Raw genomic sequence first — 23,656 nt, forward strand, 5'->3', positions numbered from 1 at the left:
ACTTCTTATGATACGATTACCAGATTTCGTCCGCCCATTCCGGGTGGTCGATAAACGGATTGCGGTTATGCTGATAGTCTTCGTAAATGATTTCGTTCCGCCGTTTTTCCTTACTGTCGACGGGGTCTTGTTTATTCCATTTGAGCAAAACGGACAGTTTTCCCATGTAAGGAGCTGAGCCGTTTCCGGTTTTATCATTCAGCTCAAGGTCGGGATACCCGTCGCCGCCTTCATAACGCACCGCCATGTAAAACAGCATGCGGGCGACGTCTCCTTTGACCTCATCGCGCGGCTCCCAGGAATCACCGTCATAATAATTGCCCGGCGCTTTCGGGTATTCTGAGCCGCCGTTATCAAAATCCATGTTTCCTCTGGCGCTGTTCACCTGGACGTCTGCAGGGCGCAGATGATGAATGTCCGTCCCGGGGCCGGCAGCTGTTCCGAAGTTTCCGTGTGACTTTGCCCACACGTGTTCACGGTTCCAGTCCCCGACGCTGCCGCCGTTTTTACTTTTGGCCCGTGATTCCTGGGTGTAGAGCAAGATGACATTGTTCGGGTTTGCCGGATCTTCGTCAGTTTCCTTCAATGCATTCCATACTTGGCTGTAAGACAGCTTTGTATGTCCGCTGATGATGCGGTGCAGGGCGCTCTTTAAGGCTGTTCCGCTTTTTCCGGAAGCTTCTTTGTAATATGTCTCCGTATCCGCAGACGGAGTGATGACAGCTGAGGAAGTTTGCGGAAAAAGAGTTGTGCCGCCGGCAGTTGAAACCGCCAGCCGGCTGTACAGATTCGTGTCAGCCGGCGCGCCCGCAGAGGCTGACGGCGCGGTCCAACCCAAAATGAAAAACAGGCAGACAATCGGCAGAAACCAAAGTTTTTTTGTCATGACTTGCCCTCCTTTACCTCTATTATCCAAAAAATAAATCTAATATTCTATCTTTTTTGAAAAATGGTTCCTTCGGCTTATGGGACAGAGGGGCGGTTTCTTGGTCAAAGTATCCGGAAAATCATTGATTTTTTGGAAGATATGATAATGAACTCGTTATGCGCTCCTTCTATAATGAAGATCATCTTGTCAGTTTTTCAGTTTAAAAGGAGGGCGTGTATGGAACATCAGCAGCTTTCGGCGGCGAATATCGGGATTTCCGATGACATACAATGGCTGTCTCAATTCGGCGCTTCCGCTTCCGGCGGAGTGACGAGGCTTTTATATACGAAAGAATGGATGGACGCCCAGCTTGCCGTCAAAAAGAAAATGGAGGCGTTCGGGCTGGAAACGGCATTTGACGATGTCGGTAACGTGTTCGGCCGTCTGAACGGCACAGAATCGCCTGATGAGGTGATTCTGACCGGGTCGCATATTGACACCGTTATTGACGGCGGCAAATATGACGGTGCGTTCGGCGTGCTGGCGGGCATGCTGGCGATCCGGCATTTGCATGAGACGTGCGGGCGTCCGAAAAAAACGCTGGAGGCTGTGTCGCTCTGTGAAGAGGAAGGGAGCCGTTTTCCCATCACCTATTGGGGCTCAGGCAATATCACCGGTGCTTTCTCGCTTTCAGATGCGGAAACGCCGAAAGACGCGTCCGGCATTTCTCTGAAAGAAGCCATGCGGCAGAACGGCTTCGGTGCAGGCCGTTATCCGGCGCCGCTGCGCACTGATATTAGTGCCTTTCTGGAAATTCATATAGAACAGGGGCAAACGCTTGAACGATCGGGAAAGGATATCGGGATTGTCACCGGGATTGCCGGACAGAGACGCTATACCGTTACGCTTGACGGTGAATGCAACCATGCGGGGACCACTTCAATGAAATGGCGGAAAGATCCGCTCGCGGCGGGAAGCAGCATCATCCACGAACTCATGCTCTCAGCGGAAAGACAGCCGGAAGAGCTCCGCCTGACGTGCGGAAAAATGACGGTTGAGCCGAATATGGCGAATGTCATTCCGGGCCGTATCCAGTTTTCCGTTGATATTCGCCACCAGCAGGAAGACGTGCTGGCAGCCTTCCATCAGAAACTGGTGTCGATTATTGAAAACATCAGCCGCAGCAAAGGAGTCAGACCCTTTATTGATGAATATATGAGGATAGAGCCGGTTCAAATGGATCAGACACTGACACGAACCGCAGCAGAGGCTGCAAAAGAGCAGGGGGCGGACCCGGAGAAGATCGTAAGCGGAGCGGGACATGACGCCCAGATGCTCGGCAGAACCTTTCCGGCCTGCATGCTGTTTGTGCCGAGCCGTGGCGGGATCAGCCACTCCCCGCTTGAATTCACACCCGCACATCAGCTTGAAACCGGCGTCCTTACGCTGGCGAATGTATTACATAAACTTGCCTATTAACGTAAAGGGGGAATCGGCGTGCCGACCAGAAAAGAATTGTGCATTCCGCAAAGAACGATTATGACACCGGGACCGACTGAAGCTGAACCGAGAGTGCTGAGGGCGATGGGCGCTCCGATCCTCGGCCAGTTTGACCCGGCATTTACCGGCATCATGAACGAAACGATGCAAATGCTCCGTGAATTGTTTCAAACGGAAAACCGCTGGGCCTATCCGATTGACGGCACATCAAGAGCGGGGATTGAGGCTGTTCTCGCAAGTTTGATAGAACCTGGCGACAGCGTGCTCGTTCCGATATACGGACGCTTCGGACACCTGCTGACTGAAATCGCCGAGCGGTACGGAGCGGACGTTCATACGATCGAGTGTGAATGGGGAACGGTCTTCCGGCCTGAAGAGATTATCGGCGAGATGAAAAAGATTTCCCCGAAAATCGTCGCTATGGTGCACGGAGAAACATCAACGGGGCGGATTCATCCGCTGAAAGAAATCGGGGAAGCGTGCCGCGCCCAAGATGCACTCTTTATCGTGGATGCTGTGGCCACGATTGGCGGATGCGCCGTAAAAACGGATGAATGGAAGATTGACGCAGTCATCGGGGGAACGCAAAAATGCCTATCGGTCCCTTCCGGAATGGCGCCGATTACTTATAATGACCGGACGGCCGCAGTCATTGCCGCGCGTAAAAAGGTAGAACGTGGCATTGCAACGGCAGCTGACGGTAAAATGCTGTCCGGTCATCGGCCGGTTACGAGCAACTATTTTGATCTGAGCCAGCTCGAAGATTATTGGAGTGAAAGAAGGCTGAATCACCATACAGAAGCGACAGCAATGCTTTATGCGCTGCGGGAGGGTGTGCGCCTTGTCCTGGAAGAAGGACTTGAAGAACGGTTCCGCAGGCATCAGGGCCATGAAAAAGCGCTTACGGCGGGACTTGCAGCGATGGGCCTTGATTTATTCGGCGATCCGGAGGCGAAGCTGCCTGTCGTCACATGTGTGAAGATTCCGCCGGAAGCAGACGGCGAATCGATCAGGAGTATGCTTTTGTCTCAATTCGGAATTGAAATCGCCAGCTCGTTCGGTCCGCTGCAGGGGAAAATTTGGAGAATCGGAACGATGGGCTACAGCTGCAGAAAGGAAAATGTGCTGTTTGTGCTGGCCGGACTTGAAGCGGTTCTGATCAGACACGGAGTTGCAGTTAAAGCCGGGGAAGCGCTGCAGGCGGCCCTTAACATATATGATCTGCCGGCTGAAACCGGTGTGCTGTCATGAGATATGAAAACGAGATTGAAATCATCTGGACTTTTTTCCCTTTTCCCCGTTATACTGAATGGTATAAAAAATGACAAATATGGAATGATCATCTGTTTGTCTGGGGAGAAGGTAAGAAATCATGGCGTACATGGGGCGATTGTCAATTTTAATGCTGAATATGTTTATTGCGATGCTTGGGATCGGATTGATTATTCCGATTATGCCCGCATATATTACCGAATTCGGAGCGACGGGGAGCACGATGGGTCTGCTTGTTGCGGCGGCGGGGCTTACACAGCTTTTATTTGCGCCTATTGCCGGGGAAATAACCGACAAATACGGACGGCGGAAACTGATTATTTTCGGCATTGCCGCCTTTGCCGTGTCACAATTGATCTTCGCCTTTGCCGGAAGCCTGTGGCAATTGTTCGCATCCCGCCTTTTGGGCGGAATGGGCGCGGCGTTTTTAATGCCGTCAATGTTCGCTTACATTGCGGATATTACGACCGAGGAAGAACGCGGGAAAGGAATGGGGCTGTTCAGCGCGGCGATGACGCTCGGTGTCGTCATCGGGCCCGGTGTCGGCGGTTATTTGGTTCATTACGGCATGTCTGTGCCGTTCATCGTGTCCGCAAGTCTCGCCTGCTTTTCAACCGTTCTTTCATTTTTCTTTCTGCCCGAAACGCTGGGGCGTGAAAAGCAGCTGGAAGCCCGGTCAAAAACGGAAAAACGTGAGCATCTGTTTAAGCAAATGTCACGCGCGCTCAAATCGCCGTTCGCGTTTATGCTGATTCTGGTTTTTGTGCTGAACTTCGGAATTATGAACTTTGAATCCGTTTTCGGCCTTTACGTTGACCATAAACACGGATTTAAAGCCTCTGATATTGCCTTTATTATTACGGCTGCGGGTCTCATCGGCGTGTTTGTGCAGGCGGTCGGCGTCAGTTATCTCGTCCGCAGGTTCGGGGAAAAGCGCGTCATTAACGTGACGTTGATCGGGGCTGCTGCAGGACTTGTGTGGTGCCGGTTTGCGGGTTCATATTGGGCCGTTTTTGCCGCGGCAATCTTTTTCCTGACGCTGACATCGCTGCTCCGGCCGGCCGTTAATACGATGCTGTCGAAGCTCGCCGGTGACCAGCAGGGGTTTGCCGGCGGGATGAACACCTCATTCATCAGCTTAGCGAATATCGCCGGACCGTCAGCCGCCGGTTTTCTCTTTGATGTAAATATGGAATTTCCGTATATGCTGGGAGCGGCCATTCTCGCCATCAGTTTTCTGGCCGCGCTTGGCTGGGGCAAAAAGACACAGACCCGGCCGTTCACGCAGCAAGGATAAGAATCAAAAGCCTCCGGGTATCCGGAGGCTTTTTGCTGATTGTTGTTTATTCTGCGGCTGTCTGCATCTCTGAAATTGCAGAGATGCGCATAGAGGGAAAATCATATAGGAAAAACAGTTGTTCCGTATGCTCAAGCATGGGGCGAATGGAAACCGGAACAGGTGTAGATAAAGTAAAACCAGCTTTATCGCTTGACGAGTCTGATGAATTTGATCTGCCGGAAGTTGATCAAAAAAGAAGGCAGTCAGGCAGGCAGGGACAACATTGAGCGGCGTAAATGCTGAGAAGGAAAAAGCAGGGTTTTGGAACTTGCTGTTTCGTATGCAGGGGGAGAGCATTCTGATAAAACGGGTCATTGAAATAATACGAACTGTTCAGAAGGGGGCGATTGGTGACAACAAGGAGAGGTTATCTTATAAAACCTCTCACGGAAGATGTTGTGTCGGTTCTCCTGTACGAATTTTGCAGATTAAAACCCGCAATTAGGCCAACACACAATTATGCAAGAGACAATCATCTAAAAAGGGTGTCGGTAAGTACAATATGGTGTACGGAAAAGGAGTTGAAAATGTTGTATTATTACCCGTCATTCCATTTGTATCAGCGGCAAGAATTTAATTATTATCCATGGGCCCATCAATTGACTCATTCAGGGGGCTCCCCCTATGTTTCCGCGCGCCCTCCTTTTTATAATTCCCCATGTTACAGAGAGTGCATAAGAAGCGGAGCGGATAGTTATTTCTGCTGCTATATCTGCGGTTTCTGTTAAAAAGAAAGACTTATAGAAGTAAGTGATCTTTCCAGGATGACAGTGAGACCATTATCCAGACAGCCATTAGCCAACACACGAAGCTTTATTACGGTTCACGGAGGGGAAGCGCCCCTCCTTTTTCAGAAATTTTATAAAATCCCCTTGCGCGGCCTGTCAGAAGCGGTTTTTGGTCTTGATGTGTTCGACTGTTGGTGTTGACGAAGAATTCAAGATACCAGGAAGCAGCGAAACCTGTATGTATCCGCGAGACACAAAGCTTTCCGCCGCTGAGCGGGTTCATTGTCACTGCGTTCTGTCTCGCTGTAGTAGATAACGAGATTTTGGGACTGTCAGTTGAGGAAAAATAAAAAATTCAAAACGTCGCAATCGTTTAATTAAAAAGAAGAGATAGAATCTATCTCTTCGGATTATTACTGAACTACAAAATGGTATCGGGTTTTCCAAGTGGAGGAATCATCATAGAATTCAATCCAGGCTTCTCCTTTAGCGACTGCAAATACCTGAATGGTTTTGTAGTCAGTACCTAAAGCTTTCCATGTCACAGCAGGAGGGTTATAACCCATAGGATTAAAGGTAATGCGATTACCAGAAGTAGAATAATTCCTTATCTCTCCTACTTTTAAATTGACGCGGGTTTCAGACTGAGATTGAAACAAATTCTTATTCACTTTAGTAGAGGGACCGACGGCTGATGCTGAAGAGTTAAAAAAAGGCGCGAAAACGAATGAAACAATTGCAAGTGATAACAAAGCATTTTTAGCTAGTTTCAACGTAAAACCTCCTTTTGGTATTTATAGGATAACAATAACACTTAATGGAAATATAACGATGGAGAAATTGTTAAATATTCTTTGAAATGAGTGAACACATGCCAAGTGAATTGATAAATGCAAACATCATACATGTTTCTTACGTAGATAAGGCTGCTAATCAAAAGCGGTTTTTTTATGAAATCAGAAAAGGAAAAGCAGCATGACTTTCAGGGCGGCGTTGGGGAAGTGGTTGAGTCTTGTGTCGCTCCCCGCTGATTTTCAAATGAATGGCGAAACCATCAAAAAAGGGTCATGGATACTTGTGACAAAGGTTCCGAGGCAGTTTAGGATGAAATCAAAAAGGGTGAGATTATCGGTTGCATCCCGAATATCGAAAAAGCCTGATGATATCAATGGCAGCATTTTTTGAGGATTTAGCTGAATGTTCTCCCTTAAATAAGATGCGGGAGAACACCCGCATCCTGGTCTATGGCTAAATTTTAACCGATCAGCCGCTGCATTCTCAGCGCGAGCCGCAGGCGCATCGTCGTCTCTGGATCTTTTAAGCTTTTGCCGAGCAGTTCCTCGCATTTTTCTAAACGATAGATCACCGTATTTCGATGGACGTACAGGCGCTTAGCCGTTTCTGAAATCTGGCAGTGGGTTTCCAGGTAAACAGACAGTGTATGAAGCAGGCTCTGGTCCTCCTTTTGCCGGTCGGCCAGGCTTTGGAGGGTGGCTTCGTAAAACTTTTTCACATCTTCCGCCGGAAGCAGGCCGAGCAGCTCCGGCACGTCTTTGGCATGATAGATTTGAATAAACTCCGCGCTTCTGGACAAATGCCCGGATGAAATGGCGTCTGAAGCTTCAGTAAAAGCGTCAGGGACATCGATCAGCTTTTGGCATATGTTTGAGATGCCGAAGGAGACAGTCCGTTTAAACTGCGTCCGGACCTGTTTCTGAAACTGCTCCAAAAAGCTGATGACAGACGCGTGCATTTCATTCCAGCTGTCTGTCGCTTCAATTAAAAGAATACCGACATTTCCTTTAATAAAGAGATGAGGGGGAAACGGAAAGGATGACAGCTCCCCTTCAAGCAGATCAAATACATGATCGGAAACGAGCTGATTTTCGGTAAAGCTGATCGTTTTCTCATTTCGGTCGAGTTTTCCGCAAATGCACATGTATTTCTGATCCCAGCGAAGCCGGAATTCTTTGGCGCGGCTTTTGATTTCTTCATGGCCGGTAAACGAGCGGTCGATGAAATTGCTGAAAAATTCATTGCGCGCCCGTCTGCCGAATTGTTTGACGGCATTTTCTTTCAGCAGTTCAAAGGAAATGACGTTGGCCGCCTGTTCAATTGTCAAAATCATGCCTTTATCAGCGGTCTGCACCAGCTCCGGAATCACCAGATAACCGCAGTTTTTTTCAACATTCAGAATCGGCAGGACAGAATACGCCTTTCTGTCGGAGAGCATGGAAAAGCAGGTGAAATAAGGACCGGAAAGGGAATAACAGATGTTTTTCAATAAAGACGTGTCAATGGGTATGCTGTGGGACGATGATAAGAGTTTTGTATGCTGATCCAAAAGCAGCACGGGAAGCCGGAGGATGTCTGAGAGCTTCTTAAGCAGGGATTGCAGCCCTTTGCCGCTCATGATGTGGTTTGTAAATTTTTTATGGGCGTAAATGGCCTGCTGCAGCTCATTTGAACGCATATCAAGAATATGGCTCAGTGTAGCATTGACGATATCTCCCAGCCTGATGTCTTCCGGAAGCTCAATAATCGGAAATTCATACCGGTCGGCAAGCTCCGCGGCATCTTTCGGAATGACATTAAGATAGCGCTTCGTTTTGATCCCCAGTCCCGCGCATCCCCGTTTTGCCATGAGGCGGATTAAATCTTTCAACAGCTGCGGGCGGTCCTTCAAGTGGTAAGCCGTCGTGACGAGCAATTCGTTTTTATGTAAAAAATCAGCGATGTCCGGCGCATCCATCATGTTGACGTGCTGCACCTCCCTCCAGCCGCCGGATCTGCCTGCGATTAATGCGGCCCGCTCATAAGCGGGAATCTTCATCACATCATAAATATTCATCAGTCAATCTCCTTTCAGGTTCTAAAGACAACCATTGGTTAATATGAATAAAAATCATCAAAAATTATAGCGGTTTTGCTGATGTATTACGATCATAGTAGCAGTAAACTGGCAATCATAGACGCATGTTGTGATAAAAACTGACAGAAAATCGTCATCCTTACAGGGAGGAAGATAAAATGGCCTATGACGTAATTGTAAAGGGTGCGAAAGCTGTGCGAAAAGGCGGGACAGAGCGGGCCGATATCGCCGTCAAGGACGGGAAAATTGCATTGATCGAGCCCGGCATTGACGAAAACGCGGAACAAGTGGTGCAGGCAGACGGCATGTATGTGTTTCCGGGCGCGGTCGATTGTCACGTGCATTTCAATGAACCCGGACGCGAAGAATGGGAAGGCATTGAAACCGGCTCAAACATGCTTGCTGCCGGCGGCTGTACGGCTTATTTTGACATGCCGCTTAACTGCATTCCTTCGACGGTAACTGCTGAAAACCTGCTGGCAAAGGCGGAAATCGCCGAACGGAAGTCAGCGGTTGATTTTGCGCTTTGGGGCGGTTTGATGCCCGGGTATACCGAACATATCCGGCCGATGGCAGAAGCGGGGGCAATCGGGTTTAAAGCGTTTCTGTCTAAATCGGGAACGGATGAATTTCAATCAGCCGATGAACGGACTCTTTTAAAGGGAATGAAGGAAATCGCGGCGTGCGGCAGGATTTTGGCCCTGCACGCAGAAAGCGACGCCCTCACCCGATTCCTTGAAGCCGAGTACGCGCTCCAAGGGAAAATTGATGCCCGCGCTTACGCTTCCTCCCGTCCGGAAGAAGCCGAATGCGAGGCTGTGCAGCGGGCGATTGAATATGCAAGAGCGACGGGATGCGCGCTTCATTTTGTACATATCAGCACGAAACGGGCCGTGCTCTCCATTCAGCAGGCGAAAAAAGACGGATTGGATGTCACCGTTGAAACGTGTCCGCACTACTTATTATTCAGCTTTGAAGACTTCCTCAAAAAAGGGGCGGCTGCCAAATGCGCTCCGCCGCTCCGCTCAGAGGCTGATAAAGAGGAATTGATCGGGGTTTTGGCTGAAGACCTGATTGATATGGTGTCTTCGGATCATTCTCCCTGTCATCCGGCTTTGAAACGCGAGGATAATATGTTCCTGTCGTGGGGCGGGATCAGCGGAGGCCAATTTACGCTTCTCGGCATGATTCAATTAGCGATCGATCATGGGATTCCGTTTGAACATGTGGCCCGATGGACGGCCGAAGCACCTGCCAAGCGTTTCGGTTTAACGAATAAAGGCCGGCTTGAAGAAGGATTTGACGCTGATTTTGCCATTGTCCGGCCGGAACCTTTTACCGTCACAAAAGAAACGATGTTTTCCAAACATAAGCAAAGCCTGTATGAAGGCCGCACCTTTCCATACCGAATTGCTGCGACCTACAGCAAGGGGTGCTGTGTGTATCAGGATGGCGGTCGTAAGCAGAGCGGGTCTTTCGGAACATTCCTGAAGCCTTGTGAAATAAAAAAGCCGATTCTCTGATGAGAATCGGCTTTTTTTGTCGTTTGGAAAGCGGGTCTCGTGGTATCTTTTTATAAAAAGGAGTAAAACACATTGTATGATCAAATCTTGAACATATTAACGGCATCCTGGTCGCGCAAGACCAGTACAAAATGGACGGAAGATTGCCCGGCCACAGGCCAGTGCGGCGTGACGGCTTTAGTCATCCAAGATGTTTACGGCGGTGACATTCTCAAAACAAAAACCGGCACAAGCTGGCATTTTTATAATCGAATAGACGGGGAGATATATGATTTCACGAGCGGTCAGTTTTCAGAGCCGATCGTCTATCAGCATATTCTTTCTTCCAGAGATGAGGCATTTTCGGACACCAATGAACATCAGTACCGTTACCTGCAAAGTGCATTCAGAAAAAACATGGAAACGGAAAGAGAAAAACACCTGTGATAAACTAGAATGAGAGGTGAAGGATTGTGATTTATATCGGACTGACGGGGTGGGGGGATCATGACAGCATCTATCCGCCTAAAACAGCGGGCCCGCAAAAACTGCAGGCGTATTCCTCCCATTTTCCCATCGTTGAGCTGGACGCGAGCTTTTACGCGATACAGCCCGCCCGCAATAACGAAAGATGGGTCAAAGAGACGCCGGAATCTTTTCAATTTGTCATTAAGGCATTTCAAGGAATGACGGGCCATCAGCGCGGTGATATTCCCTTTGAATCGAAGGAAGAAATGTTTGAGGCGTTTAAGCTGTCATTATCGCCGTATATAGAGCATGGAAAGCTTGCCATGGTGCTGTTCCAATTCCCGCCGTGGTTTGACTGCAAGAAAGAAAACGTCGCATATTTAAGATGGTGCAGGAAGCAGATGGGCGATATCCCGTGCGCGCTTGAATTCCGCAACCGATCTTGGTTTTCCCCGCCATTTTACGAACAGACGCTTTCCTTTATGAAGGAGGAAGGCTGGATTCACAGCATATGTGACGAGCCGCAAATCGGCGAGGGCAGCATTCCGACCGTCCTGAAAGCAACGGATGAAGAAAAAACGCTTGTCCGTTTTCATGGACGGAACAAGCAGGGCTGGATTAAACCTGACGGCGGACAAAACTGGCGTGAGGTCAGATATTTATACCGCTATAACAAACAGGAGCTCAAAGATTGGAAAAACAATCTTCAGGAGCTGAAAAAGCAGTCGCGCAATCTGTATGTGCTCTTCAACAATAACTCAGGCGGAGACGCCGCCGATAACGGGCTTGAGATGCTTGAAATGTTAGATATCTCATATACCGGGCTTGCTCCGAAGCAGCTCGACCTATTCAGCTAGAAAAGAGGTTTCAAGACACATGTCTTATCTTATTTTGATTATATTGGGATTTATCGCGGGAACGGTCGGCAGCCTGATCGGGCTTGGGGGAGGAATTATCATCGTGCCGGCGATGCTCTATTTAAGCACGATGACCCCGTTTTTCCATGACGTAACACCGCAGACTGCCATCGGCACGTCCCTTTTGGTGATTATTTTTACGGGCCTGTCATCAACTCTGGCCTATATGAAATATAAAACCGTTGACTACAAAAGCGGACTGATCTTTTTTATCGGTTCCGGCCCGGGAAGCATCATCGGCGCGTATTTGTCTAAACTTTTTAATGCGCATACGTTTTCCGTCTGGTTCGGACTTTTTATGATTTTGATTTCTATTACATTAATGCTGAAGGCGAAAGCAAAACCGGTCAATAAAGCGCATAAAGGCATGATCCGGACATATGAGGATGAAACGGGTGAGCTTTATACATATTCGTACCGTATTTTTACCGGTATCGCCATTGCCTTTTTCGTCGGTTTATTGGGCGGTCTTTTCGGCATCGGCGGCGGCTCTCTTATGGTTCCGGCCATGATGCTGTTATTTTTGTTCCCGCCGAAAGTGGCTGTGGCGACGTCAATGCTCATCATTTTCTTATCCTCCGTGACGGGTTCCGTGTCACATATCGCAGAGGGCCATGTCAATTGGCTGTATGCGCTGTGCCTCGTTCCGGGCGCGTGGTTCGGCGGGAAAATGGGCGCGTGGGTCAATAAGCGGGTGCAGACGAAAACGATCGTGCTTTTCATGCGGGTCGTCTTGATTTTGATCGGCTGTGAATTGATTTATCAAGGGATATTCAGCTAAAAGGTAGGAGAGATGGTATGTTAGAGAAACTCCGTTTATATCATACGAATGATTTGCACAGCCATTTCGAAAATTGGCCGAAAATCGTACATTATATTGAGCAGAAGAGAAAAGAGCATGAAAAAAACGGGGAGGAAACACTCGTATTCGACATCGGCGATCATATGGACCGATTTCAAATGATAACGGAAGCGACCTTCGGCAAAGCGAATGTCGACTTGTTAAACCGGCTTGAGATCGATGCGGCTGCCGTCGGGAATAATGAAGGAATTACGCTGCCTCACGATGAGCTGGCGGGTTTATATACTCATGCCGCGTTTCCCGTCATTGTGTCCAACCTGTTTGACGCGGACGGACATCGGCCGGAATGGGCCGAGCCCTACGTGATCAAAACGCTGAAAAACGGGATGACCGCCGGCATACTCGGGGTCACGGTGCCGTATTATCCCGTCTATCAAAAACTCGGCTGGACGGTGACGGATGCGGAAAAAAGCATTCAAGAATCACTTGACGATATCAAGGGCAAAGCGGACATCATCATTCTGCTTTCTCATTTAGGCCTGATCGATGACCGGGCCGCAGCGGAAAAATTTCCCGACATCGATGTCATTCTTGAATCACATACGCACCACCTTCTTGAGGACGGACAGGACATAAACGGCGTATTGCTTGCATGTGCGGAGAAATACGGGAACTATGTCGGCTGTGTCGAGCTGACGATAGAAAGTGAATCACGGACCATTGTCAGCAAACAGGCATCTGTACAGAAAATGGCTGATTGGCACGGTGAATCTGAAGATACGGCGGCTTTTCTGAAAGAGAAAGAACGGGAAGCGGAAAACCTGCTCTCCGTACAAGTCGCCAATCTGAATGAAGAAGCCGGCGTGAAGTGGTTTGAGGAATCGCCGCTCCCGCTTCTATTAGCCGAAGCGCTGAAAAGCTGGTGCGGCTGTGAAGTCAGCATGGTGAATTCAGGCGTCATTTTGGGGCCTTTACAGAAGGGGCCTGTCACAAAACTTGACTTGCACCGCATCTGCCCTCATCCGATCAATCCGGTCGCCGTTCGTCTTTCAGGCAGGGAACTCCGGGAAACAATCAGCCAGGCCGCCTCGGAACAAATGGAGCAGCTGCGGATTAAAGGCCTCGGCTTCCGCGGGGAAGTGATGGGCAGGATGGTATATGCCGGAGCGGAGGCAGAGGCCGGCATCCTTGAAGACGGTGTGACGCATCTCCTCAATGTGAAAGTGAACGGAGAAGAGGTGGATCCGGAGCGGATATACTCGGTTGCCGTTCTCGACATGTTTACACTCGGCAAGCTGTTCCCTTACATCCGCGATTCAAAAGAAAAACAATACTTTATGCCGGAGTTTTTAAGAGATCTGCTCGCCTGGAAGCTCGCGCGGCAGCCGTAATGTCAAATATCCGCCGGCCGTTCCATCTCACCCGAATGAAGGTAAGCGGGACTTTTTAAGAGTAAAAATAAAATACTATGTCCCCTCTTACAAGCATACATTGTGATATGTAAGGGGGGATTTTTCTTGCCTAGATACCGGAGCGCTCTTCGCAAGAGAGGGCCTTTGCCTTTTCGATATGTGCTTCTTCTGTCGTTTGCTTTTTTTATCATATCGACGGTCATCAGCCTCTGGATGATCAACTCCTCAATCAAACCGGTGCTGATGAACATAGGAGAAATGGAAACCAAACGGGTGGCGACAGAGGTCATTACGGAATCCATTGAAGAATACATGTCTCACAGCGACAATGTGAAAGATATGGTCGATATGAAAACGGATGAAAACGGAAAAGTCACAACGATGGATTTTAATACACAAATGGTCAACAGCATGAAGGCGAAAGTGACAAAGCAGCTTCAGGCTCATTTGAAGGAAGCGGAGTCGAACAATAAGCAGCATGAAACGGAAAAAGGCGCGAAAACGGCCGATGAAATTATGATTAACATCCCTTTAGGGCAGGTCACGGGAAACAGCGTTCTCGGAAATCTGGGGCCGAAAATCCCCGTGCGCTTTAACCTGATCGGTGATGCGTTAACTGATGTGAAAACAAAAATAAAGCCGTACGGCATTAACAATGCCCTGATCGATATCAGTATTTTTGTGGAAATTAAAGTGAAGGTCATTATTCCGTTTGCCAGTAAGACATCAGTCGTCACAAATAATATTCCGGTCTCCATTAAAGCGATTCAAGGAGAGGTGCCGCAGTTTTATAACGGAAGCGGCGGATCAGGTGTGACGCCTTCTGTCCAGCTGCCGAGTGAAAAACAGAAGAAAGATAAATAAAAACACACAGCCGCAATCTTTCCTGGCGGCTGTGTGTTTACTTTTTCCTGCGGATTTCTTTTCGCTCCCATGCCCTTAAATGGGGATACGGGTCAAAAGACCATTCCGATCTGCCGTTATCTTTATACATCCCGTAGTGAAGATGCGGCGGAAATTTTCCCGCGGTGCCCGGCGGTCCGTATCCGGAACTGCCGACAGAGCCGATCACCTCTCCGGGTTTGACGATCTGGCCTTTATGCACACCTTTTGCAAAGCCGTTCAGGTGAGCGAAGTAGTGATACGTATTATTGATATCCCTGATGCCGATTCTCCAGCCGCCGAAACGGTTCCAGCCCTTCATTTCAACAATACCGTAGCAGGTCGATCTGACGGGAAGTCCGTAATGAGCGAACAGATCCGTTCCTTCGTGAATCCGGCGCCCGCCGAAACCCCGTGCGGCGCCCCATGTGCTGCGGTAGCTGTAATCCGTCTTCACGGGAAGCGGAAAAGCGTGCTCTCCGAGATCAAGGCGGCCGAACGTTTTAAACAGTGTCATGAATTCGGTGATAATGCCGACCGTCTGATCACGGCGGTAATAATTCCAGAGGCCGATGCGGATATGGTCAAGATCCGTTCCGAATCCCGCTAAATACTGTGCAAATGTATAAAGGATATCCTCATCATTGCTGACCTCGGCTTTTCCGTCGCCGTCGCCGTCCAGGCCGATCCCGTCAAATACTTTAATGCTGAGGGGCGCCTCGTCCTTAGGATTTGGATTTTCAGGCCCGCTCCACAAATGATCCGGAATATAAATGCTGATGATTCCCGCTTTTTCCGGCAGATCCTTTCGGTTCGAGCGGACATTTTCTTCATATTGATCAACCGCCGCAAGCACATACCAAGGAATCTGCGTGACTGCTTCGGCTTTGCGGTACAACTGCATCCGTTCACCGTAAACAGGAGCCGATTGTTCTTTCCCGCTTGCAGCCGGACAGAAAAATGATAAAAGGAGAAGAGCAGATAACAGAACTTTCACAACATGATCTCCTTTCAGGATTAATACAACTAGTTTGCGGCAACAATCCGAGAAAATGTAAGTAATTCTCTTCCCTTGTCGAGAAATTTTTCCTATGTTAAAGTGACTATTGAATAGAAATCTGCAAGTTTTATATCCATCGTGAAATAGAAATTTTTCGCACACGAACATGAATAAAGGGATAATGGAGATGATGGGGAAATGGCAAAGAAAGACGAGCATCTGAGAAAGCCGGAATGGCTCAAAATAAAGCTGAACACGAATGAAAACTATACGGGTCTGAAAAAATTAATGCGTGAAAATAATCTGCATACCGTATGTGAAGAAGCAAAATGCCCGAACATCCATGAATGCTGGGCTGTCAGACGTACGGCGACGTTCATGATTCTCGGTTCCGTCTGTACGAGAGCATGCCGCTTCTGCGCTGTCAAAACGGGTCTGCCGACTGAGCTGGATCTGCAGGAACCGGAACGCGTAGCTGATTCGGTTGCACTGATGAACTTAAAGCACGCCGTCATCACGGCCGTGGCGCGTGATGATCAGAAAGACGGCGGAGCAGGCGTCTTTGCGGAAACGGTCCGGGCGATCCGCAGAAAAAGCCCGTTCACGACAATTGAAGTGCTGCCATCCGATATGGGCGGAAATTACGACAACCTGAAAACATTAATGGATACCCGTCCTGATATTCTGAACCACAACATTGAAACCGTCCGCCGCCTGACACCGAGAGTCCGGGCCCGCGCAACATATGACCGTTCTTTGGAATTCTTGCGCCGTGCGAAAGAAATGCAGCCTGACATCCCGACGAAATCAAGCATTATGATCGGTCTCGGCGAAACGAAGGAAGAAATTATTGAAGTGATGGACGACCTGCTTGCGAACAATGTCGACATCATGGCGATCGGCCAATACCTGCAGCCGTCGAAAAAACATTTAAAAGTCCAAAAATATTATCATCCGGACGAATTTGCCGAACTGAAAGAAATCGCGATGCAAAAAGGCTTCAGCCACTGTGAAGCAGGCCCGCTTGTCCGTTCTTCCTATCATGCGGATGAACAAGTGAACGAAGCGTCTAAAAAACGCCAGGCCCAAGCATAAGATAAGCCGAAAAAACCCAAAACGCCGCAGGTTTTGGGTTTTTTGTGATGGAGCCGTCTGTGCAGGGAAAAAGTCATTCTTGAATAAGGATCGTCAGAACCGCTACACTGGATATAAAAGGGGAAAATTTTTCCGTCCGTCCGAACCGTCTCATTTTGCAATTGATGGACAGAAGTCAATGAATTATGATAGTAAAGAGTGATAAAAGAGGTGAAGACATGATTCTTATTCAAAATGCCGAGTTTGAACTCGTACACGATTTTAAAAACGGCTTTAATGAAGAAGCGTTCAAAGCCCGCTATTCGGACATATTAAATAAATATGATTACATTGTGGGAGACTGGGGATACAGTCAGCTGCGGCTCAAAGGCTTCTTTGATGACCAGAATCAAAAAGCAACCTTTGAAACGAAAATCAGCACATTGGACGAATACATTTATGAATACTGCAATTTCGGCTGCGCGTATTTTGTTTTAAAACGAATCAGAAAATAATTGATGCAGAAGGGGATGCTGTCACGTGTATTTTGTTGACAGAAATAATATCGAACAAACACTCCGTTTTTTTGAGACCCAGCTGGCGCTGTTTGACAGCACGCCCGCATGGCAGAGCGAAATCGAAAAAAGAGCGCTTGAGCGGATCAGCCATCTTATGATCGAATGCATTCTCGATGTCGGAAATGATATGATTGACGGCTTTATCATGCGCGATCCGGGGAGTTATGACGACATCATGGATATTCTGACGGATGAAAAGGTGGTAGCTGAGGATGAAGCGAATAAGCTCAAGCAGCTGATCTCTTCCAGAAAGCGGCTTGTTCAGGAATATCAGCAAGCCGATCATCAGGAGCTGTTTACGCTGATCACGTCAAATAGGGATGTGCTGAAAGCCTTTCCGGCCCGTGTAAGAACCTACCTGGAAACAGAATTAGGGCCTGTTTCCGCATTTAAATAACAACGAGTGAGAAAATCCACAGGAGTGTTGAGTATGAAGGATTATAAAGGATATTTGATAGATTTGGACGGCACAATGTACAACGGGACGGAAAAAATCGAAGAAGCGTGTGAATTCGTGAGAACGCTTAAAGCGCGCGGCATTCCGTATTTATTCGTGACGAACAATTCTTCCCGGACGCCGAAGCAGGTGGCGGACAAGCTGATGAGCTTTGACATCCCGGCAACTGAAGAGCAGGTCTTCACGACGAGCATGGCGACTGCGCAGCATATCGCCCAGCAGAAAAAAGACGCGTCGGTGTATGTGATCGGCGAAGAAGGCATCCGCCAGGCCATTGAAGAAAACGGGCTGAGCTTCGGAGAAGAAAACGCGGACTTTGTCGTTGTGGGAATCGACCGCGGCATTACATATGAAAAGTTGGCAACGGGATGCCTTGCGATCAGAAACGGCGCCCGGTTCATTTCAACAAACGGCGACGTCGCCATTCCGACTGAAAGAGGGCTTTTACCAGGGAACGGTTCGCTCACATCCGTCTTGACGGTGTCAACGGGCGTTGAGCCTGTCTTTATCGGCAAGCCTGAATCCATTATTATGGAACAGGCGATGCGTGTGCTCGGAACGGATATTTCAGAAACACTCATGGTCGGCGATAACTATGCAACGGATATTATGGCCGGCATCAATGCGGGCATGGATACGCTGCTGGTTCATACCGGAGTGACAAAGCGTGAGCATATGGCAGATTACGACCGGAAGCCGACATATGCGATTGACTCTTTAACCGAATGGATTGAACATCTATAAAAAAAAGGGACGGCCATGACGGCCGTCCTTATTCTGTATTTCTGGCGCTGTGGGCAAGCCGGCTTGAAGCCGCTGCTGCGATTGCGCCGACGATATCATCAAGAAACGTATGGCATTCCCCCGTAGATTTATCATTTAACCGCCCGAGAATGCCGGGTTTTTCTTTGTCAATGTAGCCGTAATTCGTAAAGCCGATTGAGCCGTATATATTCACGATAGAGAAGGCGAGCACCTCGTCAACCCCATACAGGCTTTCATCAATCGCCAGAATGGTCTGAAGCGGTTCAGACAGTTTTTTTTGTTCGGCGAGCACATCTAATTCTATTCCCGTTAAAATGGCGTTTTGCACCTCGCGTTTTGCGATGACACGGTCCACATTGAGCCTGCATACTTCCATCGTCAAATCAGGATGATATTTTTTCTGAAGGAAATACACCAGCTCGGCAATATCGTCCGTCTCAACCCCCCGTTCTTTTAAACGCGCTCTGGCGACAGCTTCCACCTGATTCAGTTGTTCCTTTTCTGACATTTGCTTCACCCAATCTTTTTTTACTAGTTTATACAACACCCTTCCGATGTGTACGATGTTTCTCCACTTGATTCAAAGGATTACAATATGTATTCATAATTCCGCCGGCGTATGACTACGATGTGAATAGCTCTAATTTTTCAGGCAGGTGATTATGATGAAAAGCATCATTAAAGAAAAGTACGGCATCCACGTCAGACAGCTTTCCGTTTATCAGAAATACCAATGCTTCCAGACGCCTAATTCCTTCTTTCTTATTATTCCCGTTTCCGGGTTTTCGCAATCAGAGCTGACGGAGCTTTACTACATGAGTCAGTATTTACAAGAACAAAGTGACCCATACGTTTCAGTGTTTATCTTTACGAAGGAAGGAGAACTGACCTTTGAGGACGAAGGCAAAACGTATGCGCTCTTAAAAGCGCCGATCCCCGTCGCAAACCGGTCGTTCTCTGTCGGAGGGGAGCTTGCCGAATTTCACAGAAAAGGACGGGGTTTTCCGTACGAAGTGAAAGAAGCGGGCAGGATCGGCCAATGGAAGGACTTATGGGGAAAACGGGTGGATCAGCTGGAATCATTCTGGATGCAGAAAATTCATATGTCTCCGCTTGAACCGTTCGAAAAGAAAATGATCGAAGCATTTCCTTATTATTCAGGCTTAGCGGAAAATGCGATTCAATATTTAGTGGATACGGAGCTGGATGACAATCCCGGCGCAGAAGACTCGGGGACAATCTGCCATCAGCGGATGGAACGGGATACCTGGTCGGAGGAATCATTGATCCGCATTCCGGGCGATTGGGTATTCGACCATGCCGCCCGTGATATTGCGGAATATATGCGCAGCACATATTTGTATCATCGTGACGACTTGCTTAACGAAGGGTTTTTGTTTTTGCAGGAATATGAGCAAGTTACGCCGTTATCCTCCTTTTCCAAGCGCCTGTTTTACAGCCGCCTGCTGTTTCCGCTTCATTTCTTTGAGACGGTGGAGAGCTATTACATTTCTCATGATTCTGAAAAACAGTTTTACGAAGAGCAGCTTGACTACATTCTTGCAGACTGCACCCGCTATGAACAGTTTTTACAGACATGTCACGACATGATGAATGTCAGGTCGGCGCAGGTTTTTGTCCCGCCTGTGGCGTGGCTCGGAAAAGGAATCAGTTCGTAAGAAAATATAACGTAAAAATATTTAGAAAATAAGGAATCTTGTCATATCAATGTGTTAAGCGTTTTCATGGCCGTAGAAACAATATTCAGCCGCTTGTCAAAACAAATACGGGCTTATATAATATTTGTAACTTAAATGTCTGTGAAGGGTTAACAATTGTCCTTTTCTAGTGGACAAAAGGAAGAAAGGTGGAGTTTCTCTTTGGAAGCGATTCGTATTGGACTGTTAGGACTGGGAACCGTGGGAAGCGGAGTCGTCAAAATTATACAAGATCATCAGGATAAGCTTATGCACCAGGTCGGCTGTCCGGTGACGATTAAAAAAGTGCTGGTTAAAGATATTGATAAAAAACGAGACGCAGACCTGCCGAAAGAAGTGCTGACGACAGAAGTCTATGATGTGATCGATGACCCTGAGGTCGACGTGATTATTGAAGTCATCGGCGGTGTCGAACAGACGAAGCAATATCTTCTTGATGCCTTGAAAGCGAAAAAACATGTTGTGACCGCAAATAAAGATCTGATCGCCGTATACGGGTCAGAGCTTTTAGCCGCCGCAAAGGAAAATGGCTGTGACTTGTATTATGAAGCGAGTGTCGCCGGCGGAATCCCGATTTTACGCACGCTCGAAGAAGGCCTTTCCTCTGACCGGATCACAAAAATGATGGGAATCGTCAACGGAACGACGAACTTCATCTTAACGAAAATGATTAAAGAAAAAAGCCCGTATGAAGAAGTGCTGAAGGAAGCGCAGGATCTCGGATTCGCGGAAGCGGACCCAACCGCCGATGTAGAAGGACTCGATGCCGCACGCAAGATGGCGATTTTAGCCCGTCTCGGCTTCTCTATGAACGTCGATCTGGACGATGTCAAGGTAAAAGGAATTTCCCGGATTACGGATGAAGACATCAGCTTCAGCAAACGGCTCGGCTATACGATGAAGCTGATCGGCATCGCCCAGCGTGATGACAATAAAATCGAAGTCAGCGTTCAGCCGACACTGCTCCCGGATCATCATCCGCTCTCTGCCGTGCATAACGAGTTTAATGCCGTTTACGTGTACGGAGAAGCCGTAGGCGAAACGATGTTTTACGGCCCCGGAGCCGGAAGCATGCCGACTGCGACATCAGTCGTTTCCGATCTGGTCGCGGTCATGAAAAACATGCGTCTCGGCGTAAACGGAAACAGCTTTGTCGCCCCGCAGTTTGAAAGAAATCTGAAGCAGCCGTCTGATATCTACGCCCAGCAGTTTTTAAGAATTCATGTCAAAGACCAGGTGGGCTCTTTTTCAAAAATCACATCGGCCTTCTCAGAGCGCGGCGTCAGCTTTGAAAAAATTCTGCAGCTGCCGATCAAAGGACATGACGATCTCGCGGAAATCGTCATCGTCACGCATCATACATCGGAAGAAGATTTCAGTGACATTCTGCAAAACTTAAATGATCTAGAAGTTGTACAAGAAGTAAAAAGCACATATCGTGTAGAAGGGAACGGTTGGAGCTAATGTGGAAAGGACTCATCCATCAATATAAAGAATTTCTGCCGGTGACGGATCGGACGCCGGTCCTGACATTGCATGAAGGCAATACGCCGCTGATTCACCTCCCGAAGCTTTCTGAAAAGCTCGGAATTGAACTGCATGTGAAAACAGAAGGCGTTAATCCGACGGGATCTTTTAAAGACCGCGGCATGGTCATGGCGGTCGCCAAAGCGAAAGAAGAAGACAATGATACCATCATGTGCGCCTCAACAGGCAACACATCCGCTGCGGCTGCCGCATACGCGGCGAGAGCCGGCATGAAATGCATCGTCATCATCCCGGACGGGAAAATCGCCTTCGGAAAGCTTGCGCAGGCCGTCATGTACGGTGCGGAAATCATCGCGATTGACGGAAACTTTGACGACGCGCTGGCCATCGTCCGGTCGATTTGTGAAAAATCACCGATTGCATTAGTGAATTCAGTAAACCCTTACCGGATTGAAGGGCAAAAAACAGCGGCCTTTGAAGTATGCGAACAGCTCGGCGAAGCGCCGGACATTCTGGCGATCCCGGTAGGAAATGCCGGGAATATCACGGCCTACTGGAAAGGGTTCAAAGAATATCATGAGAAAAACGGCACCGGACTTCCGAAGATGCGCGGTTTTGAAGCGGAAGGTTCTGCGGCTATCGTCCGCGGCGAAGTCATTAAAAATCCAGAAACCGTTGCGACGGCAATCCGGATCGGGAATCCTGCCAGCTGGGACAAAGCCGTGCTCGCTGCGGAAGAATCAGCCGGAAAAATTGATGAAGTCACAGATGGAGAAATCCTTCACGCTTATCAGCTGATTGCCCGTGAAGAAGGCGTATTTGCCGAGCCGGGCTCCTGTGCATCCATCGCCGGCGTTTTGAAACAGGTGAAATCCGGTGAAATTCCAAAAGGAAGCAAGGTTGTCGCAGTTTTGACCGGAAACGGCCTGAAAGATCCGAATACGGCTGTGGACGTATCTGACATAAAACCGATCACGCTGCCGACAGATGAGGACAGTATTCTGGAATACTTAAATGGAGCGGCGCGTGTATGAATGAGGCGGAGATGCTGTTTTCCATTACGGTTCCGGGAAGCACCGCCAACTTAGGACCTGGGTTTGATTCCATCGGAATGGCGCTCAGCAGATATTTGAAGCTTTCGGTTTTCCGAAACGATGAATGGCAGTTCTCGGCGGAAACCGAAACTGTCGCGGGCATCCCTCAAGGAACGGACAACCTCATCTACCAAGTCGCCAAACGGACGGCTGACCGCTATCAGAAAGAGCTGCCGCCCGCCCATGTCAAAGTTTGGAGTGACATCCCCCTTGCGCGGGGTCTCGGAAGCAGTGCGGCCGCTATCGTCGCCGCCATTGAGCTTGCGGATGAGTTATGCGGCCTGCAGCTGTCGGAAAGCGACAAGCTGCACTTAGCCAGTCTTGAAGAGGGGCACCCTGATAATGCCGCTGCTTCCCTTGCAGGAGGGCTTGTAATCGGCCTTCACGAAGAAGATGAAACACATATCGTGCGTGTTGCCGAAGCGGATATCGATGTTGTGGCAGTGATTCCGTTTTACGAAGTTCTGACCAGGGACGCAAGAGACGTGCTCCCGAAAGAGCTGCCGTACCGACGCGCCGTTAAAGCAAGCGCCGTCAGCAACCTTCTCGTTGCTGCGATCATGTCAAATGACTGGGCGCTCGCCGGGAAAATGATGAGAAAAGACATCCTCCATCAGCCGTACCGCGCCATGCTTGTTCCTGAGCTTTCAAAGGTGGAACATGCGGCCGAAATGAAAGGCGCTTACGGAACGGCGCTGAGCGGAGCGGGACCGACGATTCTTGTCCTGATTGAAAAAGGAAAGGGAGAAGGGCTGAGAAAACAGCTTTCTGAGCATTTCCCTCACTGTGAGATTGCGGCGCTTACCGTCCCGTCAGAAGGAAGCGTAATTGAACGGAATCCTTTAGAGCAGGTGAAAAGTGTATAATGATAAAAAAGCGTTCTTCCCATCAGAGAAGGACGCTTTCTTTTTCTGGAGAAG

At 48.7% G+C, this 23,656-nt stretch carries 23 protein-coding genes and 2 pseudogenes; 20 read left to right on the plus strand and 5 right to left on the minus strand.

What is annotated here, in order from left to right; translation table 11 throughout:
- Nucleotides 1–16 precede the first annotated feature (16 nt).
- Nucleotides 17–886, minus strand: coding sequence for an endonuclease I family protein (locus C5I45_RS04290; protein WP_003151902.1), 870 nt, complete (start codon nucleotides 884–886; stop codon nucleotides 17–19).
- A gap of 219 nt (nucleotides 887–1,105) precedes the next feature.
- Here C5I45_RS04290 and allC point away from each other — a divergent pair, with 219 nt between their 5' ends.
- From allC to C5I45_RS19865, 5 genes and pseudogenes are all read left to right on the plus strand, one after another.
- Nucleotides 1,106–2,347 (plus strand): allantoate deiminase, encoded by a 1,242-nt coding sequence (gene allC, locus C5I45_RS04295; RefSeq protein WP_069013179.1) that lies wholly within the window; start codon nucleotides 1,106–1,108, stop codon nucleotides 2,345–2,347.
- 60 nt (nucleotides 2,348–2,407) lie between these two features.
- Nucleotides 2,408–3,619: a pyridoxal-phosphate-dependent aminotransferase family protein gene (locus tag C5I45_RS04300; RefSeq protein WP_221419340.1), complete on the plus strand. Its 1,212-nt coding sequence runs from the start codon at nucleotides 2,408–2,410 to the stop codon at nucleotides 3,617–3,619.
- 121 nt (nucleotides 3,620–3,740) lie between these two features.
- Nucleotides 3,741–4,937, plus strand: a complete 1,197-nt coding sequence (locus C5I45_RS04305; RefSeq protein ID WP_003151906.1) for an MFS transporter — start codon at nucleotides 3,741–3,743, stop codon at nucleotides 4,935–4,937.
- A 146-nt stretch (nucleotides 4,938–5,083) separates the two neighbouring features.
- Nucleotides 5,084–5,206 (plus strand): hypothetical protein, encoded by a 123-nt coding sequence (locus tag C5I45_RS20085; RefSeq protein WP_254900094.1) that lies wholly within the window; start codon nucleotides 5,084–5,086, stop codon nucleotides 5,204–5,206.
- Between the two features lie 685 nt (nucleotides 5,207–5,891).
- Nucleotides 5,892–6,057, plus strand: a pseudogene (locus tag C5I45_RS19865) (hypothetical protein); the annotation flags it as partial.
- 63 nt (nucleotides 6,058–6,120) lie between these two features.
- Here the strand turns inward: C5I45_RS19865 and C5I45_RS04320 are convergent.
- A complete protein-coding gene (locus C5I45_RS04320) occupies nucleotides 6,121–6,480 on the minus strand; it encodes a hypothetical protein (protein ID WP_043867394.1) in 360 nt (119 codons plus the stop codon).
- A 98-nt stretch (nucleotides 6,481–6,578) separates the two neighbouring features.
- Here C5I45_RS04320 and C5I45_RS04325 point away from each other — a divergent pair.
- Nucleotides 6,579–6,840: pseudogene (locus C5I45_RS04325) on the plus strand (XkdF-like putative serine protease domain-containing protein); the annotation flags it as partial.
- Between the two features lie 122 nt (nucleotides 6,841–6,962).
- Here the strand turns inward: C5I45_RS04325 and C5I45_RS04330 are convergent.
- Nucleotides 6,963–8,558, minus strand: coding sequence for a PucR family transcriptional regulator (locus C5I45_RS04330; protein WP_043867392.1), 1,596 nt, complete (start codon nucleotides 8,556–8,558; stop codon nucleotides 6,963–6,965).
- A 179-nt stretch (nucleotides 8,559–8,737) separates the two neighbouring features.
- Here C5I45_RS04330 and C5I45_RS04335 point away from each other — a divergent pair, with 179 nt between their 5' ends.
- From C5I45_RS04335 to yunB, 6 genes are all read left to right on the plus strand, one after another.
- On the plus strand, nucleotides 8,738–10,102 hold the full coding sequence (locus C5I45_RS04335; RefSeq protein ID WP_043867391.1) for an allantoinase: 1,365 nt from the start codon (nucleotides 8,738–8,740) through the stop codon (nucleotides 10,100–10,102).
- A 72-nt stretch (nucleotides 10,103–10,174) separates the two neighbouring features.
- A complete protein-coding gene (locus C5I45_RS04340) occupies nucleotides 10,175–10,528 on the plus strand; it encodes a YunG family protein (RefSeq protein ID WP_043867390.1) in 354 nt (117 codons plus the stop codon).
- A gap of 26 nt (nucleotides 10,529–10,554) precedes the next feature.
- Nucleotides 10,555–11,406: a DUF72 domain-containing protein gene (locus C5I45_RS04345; protein WP_073981925.1), complete on the plus strand. Its 852-nt coding sequence runs from the start codon at nucleotides 10,555–10,557 to the stop codon at nucleotides 11,404–11,406.
- A 19-nt stretch (nucleotides 11,407–11,425) separates the two neighbouring features.
- A complete protein-coding gene (locus tag C5I45_RS04350; RefSeq protein WP_015387760.1) occupies nucleotides 11,426–12,247 on the plus strand; it encodes a sulfite exporter TauE/SafE family protein in 822 nt (273 codons plus the stop codon).
- Between the two features lie 17 nt (nucleotides 12,248–12,264).
- Nucleotides 12,265–13,659: a bifunctional metallophosphatase/5'-nucleotidase gene (locus tag C5I45_RS04355; protein ID WP_107994249.1), complete on the plus strand. Its 1,395-nt coding sequence runs from the start codon at nucleotides 12,265–12,267 to the stop codon at nucleotides 13,657–13,659.
- A gap of 126 nt (nucleotides 13,660–13,785) precedes the next feature.
- Entirely contained in the window at nucleotides 13,786–14,544 is a 759-nt protein-coding gene (gene yunB / locus C5I45_RS04360; RefSeq protein ID WP_024085756.1) for a sporulation protein YunB, read from the plus strand.
- A gap of 37 nt (nucleotides 14,545–14,581) precedes the next feature.
- Here the strand turns inward: yunB and lytH are convergent, their stop codons facing one another.
- Nucleotides 14,582–15,559 carry an L-Ala--D-Glu endopeptidase gene (gene lytH / locus C5I45_RS04365; RefSeq protein ID WP_003151918.1) on the minus strand — a complete coding sequence of 326 codons (978 nt, stop codon included), beginning with the start codon at nucleotides 15,557–15,559 and terminating at the stop codon, nucleotides 14,582–14,584.
- Between the two features lie 201 nt (nucleotides 15,560–15,760).
- Here lytH and lipA point away from each other — a divergent pair, with 201 nt between their 5' ends.
- The 4 genes from lipA to C5I45_RS04390 all read left to right on the plus strand — a co-directional run bounded on the left by lipA (nucleotide 15,761) and on the right by C5I45_RS04390 (nucleotide 18,415).
- Nucleotides 15,761–16,657, plus strand: coding sequence for a lipoyl synthase (gene lipA, locus C5I45_RS04370; RefSeq protein WP_003151923.1), 897 nt, complete (start codon nucleotides 15,761–15,763; stop codon nucleotides 16,655–16,657).
- A 218-nt stretch (nucleotides 16,658–16,875) separates the two neighbouring features.
- Nucleotides 16,876–17,151: a YutD family protein gene (locus tag C5I45_RS04380; RefSeq protein WP_003151928.1), complete on the plus strand. Its 276-nt coding sequence runs from the start codon at nucleotides 16,876–16,878 to the stop codon at nucleotides 17,149–17,151.
- A 25-nt stretch (nucleotides 17,152–17,176) separates the two neighbouring features.
- Nucleotides 17,177–17,611, plus strand: coding sequence for a DUF86 domain-containing protein (locus C5I45_RS04385; RefSeq protein WP_003151930.1), 435 nt, complete (start codon nucleotides 17,177–17,179; stop codon nucleotides 17,609–17,611).
- 33 nt (nucleotides 17,612–17,644) lie between these two features.
- A complete protein-coding gene (locus tag C5I45_RS04390) occupies nucleotides 17,645–18,415 on the plus strand; it encodes a TIGR01457 family HAD-type hydrolase (protein ID WP_003151932.1) in 771 nt (256 codons plus the stop codon).
- Between the two features lie 28 nt (nucleotides 18,416–18,443).
- Here the strand turns inward: C5I45_RS04390 and C5I45_RS04395 are convergent, their stop codons facing one another.
- Nucleotides 18,444–18,944 carry a phosphatidylglycerophosphatase A family protein gene (locus tag C5I45_RS04395; RefSeq protein WP_003151934.1) on the minus strand — a complete coding sequence of 167 codons (501 nt, stop codon included), beginning with the start codon at nucleotides 18,942–18,944 and terminating at the stop codon, nucleotides 18,444–18,446.
- Between the two features lie 154 nt (nucleotides 18,945–19,098).
- Here C5I45_RS04395 and yutH point away from each other — a divergent pair, with 154 nt between their 5' ends.
- The 4 genes from yutH to thrB all read left to right on the plus strand — a co-directional run bounded on the left by yutH (nucleotide 19,099) and on the right by thrB (nucleotide 23,602).
- Nucleotides 19,099–20,115: a spore coat-associated protein CotNH gene (yutH, locus tag C5I45_RS04400; protein WP_031306537.1), complete on the plus strand. Its 1,017-nt coding sequence runs from the start codon at nucleotides 19,099–19,101 to the stop codon at nucleotides 20,113–20,115.
- Nucleotides 20,116–20,316: 201 nt separating this feature from the next.
- Nucleotides 20,317–21,618, plus strand: a complete 1,302-nt coding sequence (locus C5I45_RS04405) for a homoserine dehydrogenase (protein ID WP_003151938.1) — start codon at nucleotides 20,317–20,319, stop codon at nucleotides 21,616–21,618.
- Nucleotides 21,618–22,676: a threonine synthase gene (gene thrC, locus C5I45_RS04410; RefSeq protein WP_003151939.1), complete on the plus strand. Its 1,059-nt coding sequence runs from the start codon at nucleotides 21,618–21,620 to the stop codon at nucleotides 22,674–22,676. The genes C5I45_RS04405 and thrC overlap by 1 nt, the downstream gene beginning before the upstream one ends.
- Nucleotides 22,673–23,602, plus strand: a complete 930-nt coding sequence (gene thrB, locus C5I45_RS04415) for a homoserine kinase (protein ID WP_014305746.1) — start codon at nucleotides 22,673–22,675, stop codon at nucleotides 23,600–23,602. The genes thrC and thrB overlap by 4 nt, the downstream gene beginning before the upstream one ends.
- The last annotated feature ends 54 nt before the right edge of the window (nucleotides 23,603–23,656 follow it).

It is taken from the genome of Bacillus sp. ZY-1-1 (genome assembly GCF_003047165.1).
Classification (GTDB): domain Bacteria; phylum Bacillota; class Bacilli; order Bacillales; family Bacillaceae; genus Bacillus; species Bacillus velezensis.

Excerpts from the sequence above, each read along its gene's own strand:
- C5I45_RS04290 (WP_003151902.1), bottom strand. The coding sequence starts at position 886 with ATGACAAAAAAACTTTGGTTTCTGCCGATTGTCTGCCTGTTTTTCATT.
- allC (WP_069013179.1), top strand. The coding sequence starts at position 1,106 with ATGGAACATCAGCAGCTTTCGGCGGCGAATATCGGGATTTCCGATGAC.
- C5I45_RS04300 (WP_221419340.1), top strand. The coding sequence starts at position 2,408 with ATGACACCGGGACCGACTGAAGCTGAACCGAGAGTGCTGAGGGCGATG.
- C5I45_RS04305 (WP_003151906.1), top strand. The coding sequence starts at position 3,741 with ATGGCGTACATGGGGCGATTGTCAATTTTAATGCTGAATATGTTTATT.
- C5I45_RS20085 (WP_254900094.1), top strand. The coding sequence starts at position 5,084 with ATGGAAACCGGAACAGGTGTAGATAAAGTAAAACCAGCTTTATCGCTT.
- C5I45_RS04330 (WP_043867392.1), bottom strand. The coding sequence starts at position 8,558 with ATGAATATTTATGATGTGATGAAGATTCCCGCTTATGAGCGGGCCGCA.
- C5I45_RS04335 (WP_043867391.1), top strand. The coding sequence starts at position 8,738 with ATGGCCTATGACGTAATTGTAAAGGGTGCGAAAGCTGTGCGAAAAGGC.
- C5I45_RS04350 (WP_015387760.1), top strand. The coding sequence starts at position 11,426 with ATGTCTTATCTTATTTTGATTATATTGGGATTTATCGCGGGAACGGTC.
- C5I45_RS04355 (WP_107994249.1), top strand. The coding sequence starts at position 12,265 with ATGTTAGAGAAACTCCGTTTATATCATACGAATGATTTGCACAGCCAT.
- lipA (WP_003151923.1), top strand. The coding sequence starts at position 15,761 with ATGGCAAAGAAAGACGAGCATCTGAGAAAGCCGGAATGGCTCAAAATA.
- C5I45_RS04380 (WP_003151928.1), top strand. The coding sequence starts at position 16,876 with ATGATTCTTATTCAAAATGCCGAGTTTGAACTCGTACACGATTTTAAA.
- C5I45_RS04390 (WP_003151932.1), top strand. The coding sequence starts at position 17,645 with ATGAAGGATTATAAAGGATATTTGATAGATTTGGACGGCACAATGTAC.
- C5I45_RS04395 (WP_003151934.1), bottom strand. The coding sequence starts at position 18,944 with ATGTCAGAAAAGGAACAACTGAATCAGGTGGAAGCTGTCGCCAGAGCG.
- yutH (WP_031306537.1), top strand. The coding sequence starts at position 19,099 with ATGATGAAAAGCATCATTAAAGAAAAGTACGGCATCCACGTCAGACAG.
- thrC (WP_003151939.1), top strand. The coding sequence starts at position 21,618 with ATGTGGAAAGGACTCATCCATCAATATAAAGAATTTCTGCCGGTGACG.
- thrB (WP_014305746.1), top strand. The coding sequence starts at position 22,673 with ATGAATGAGGCGGAGATGCTGTTTTCCATTACGGTTCCGGGAAGCACC.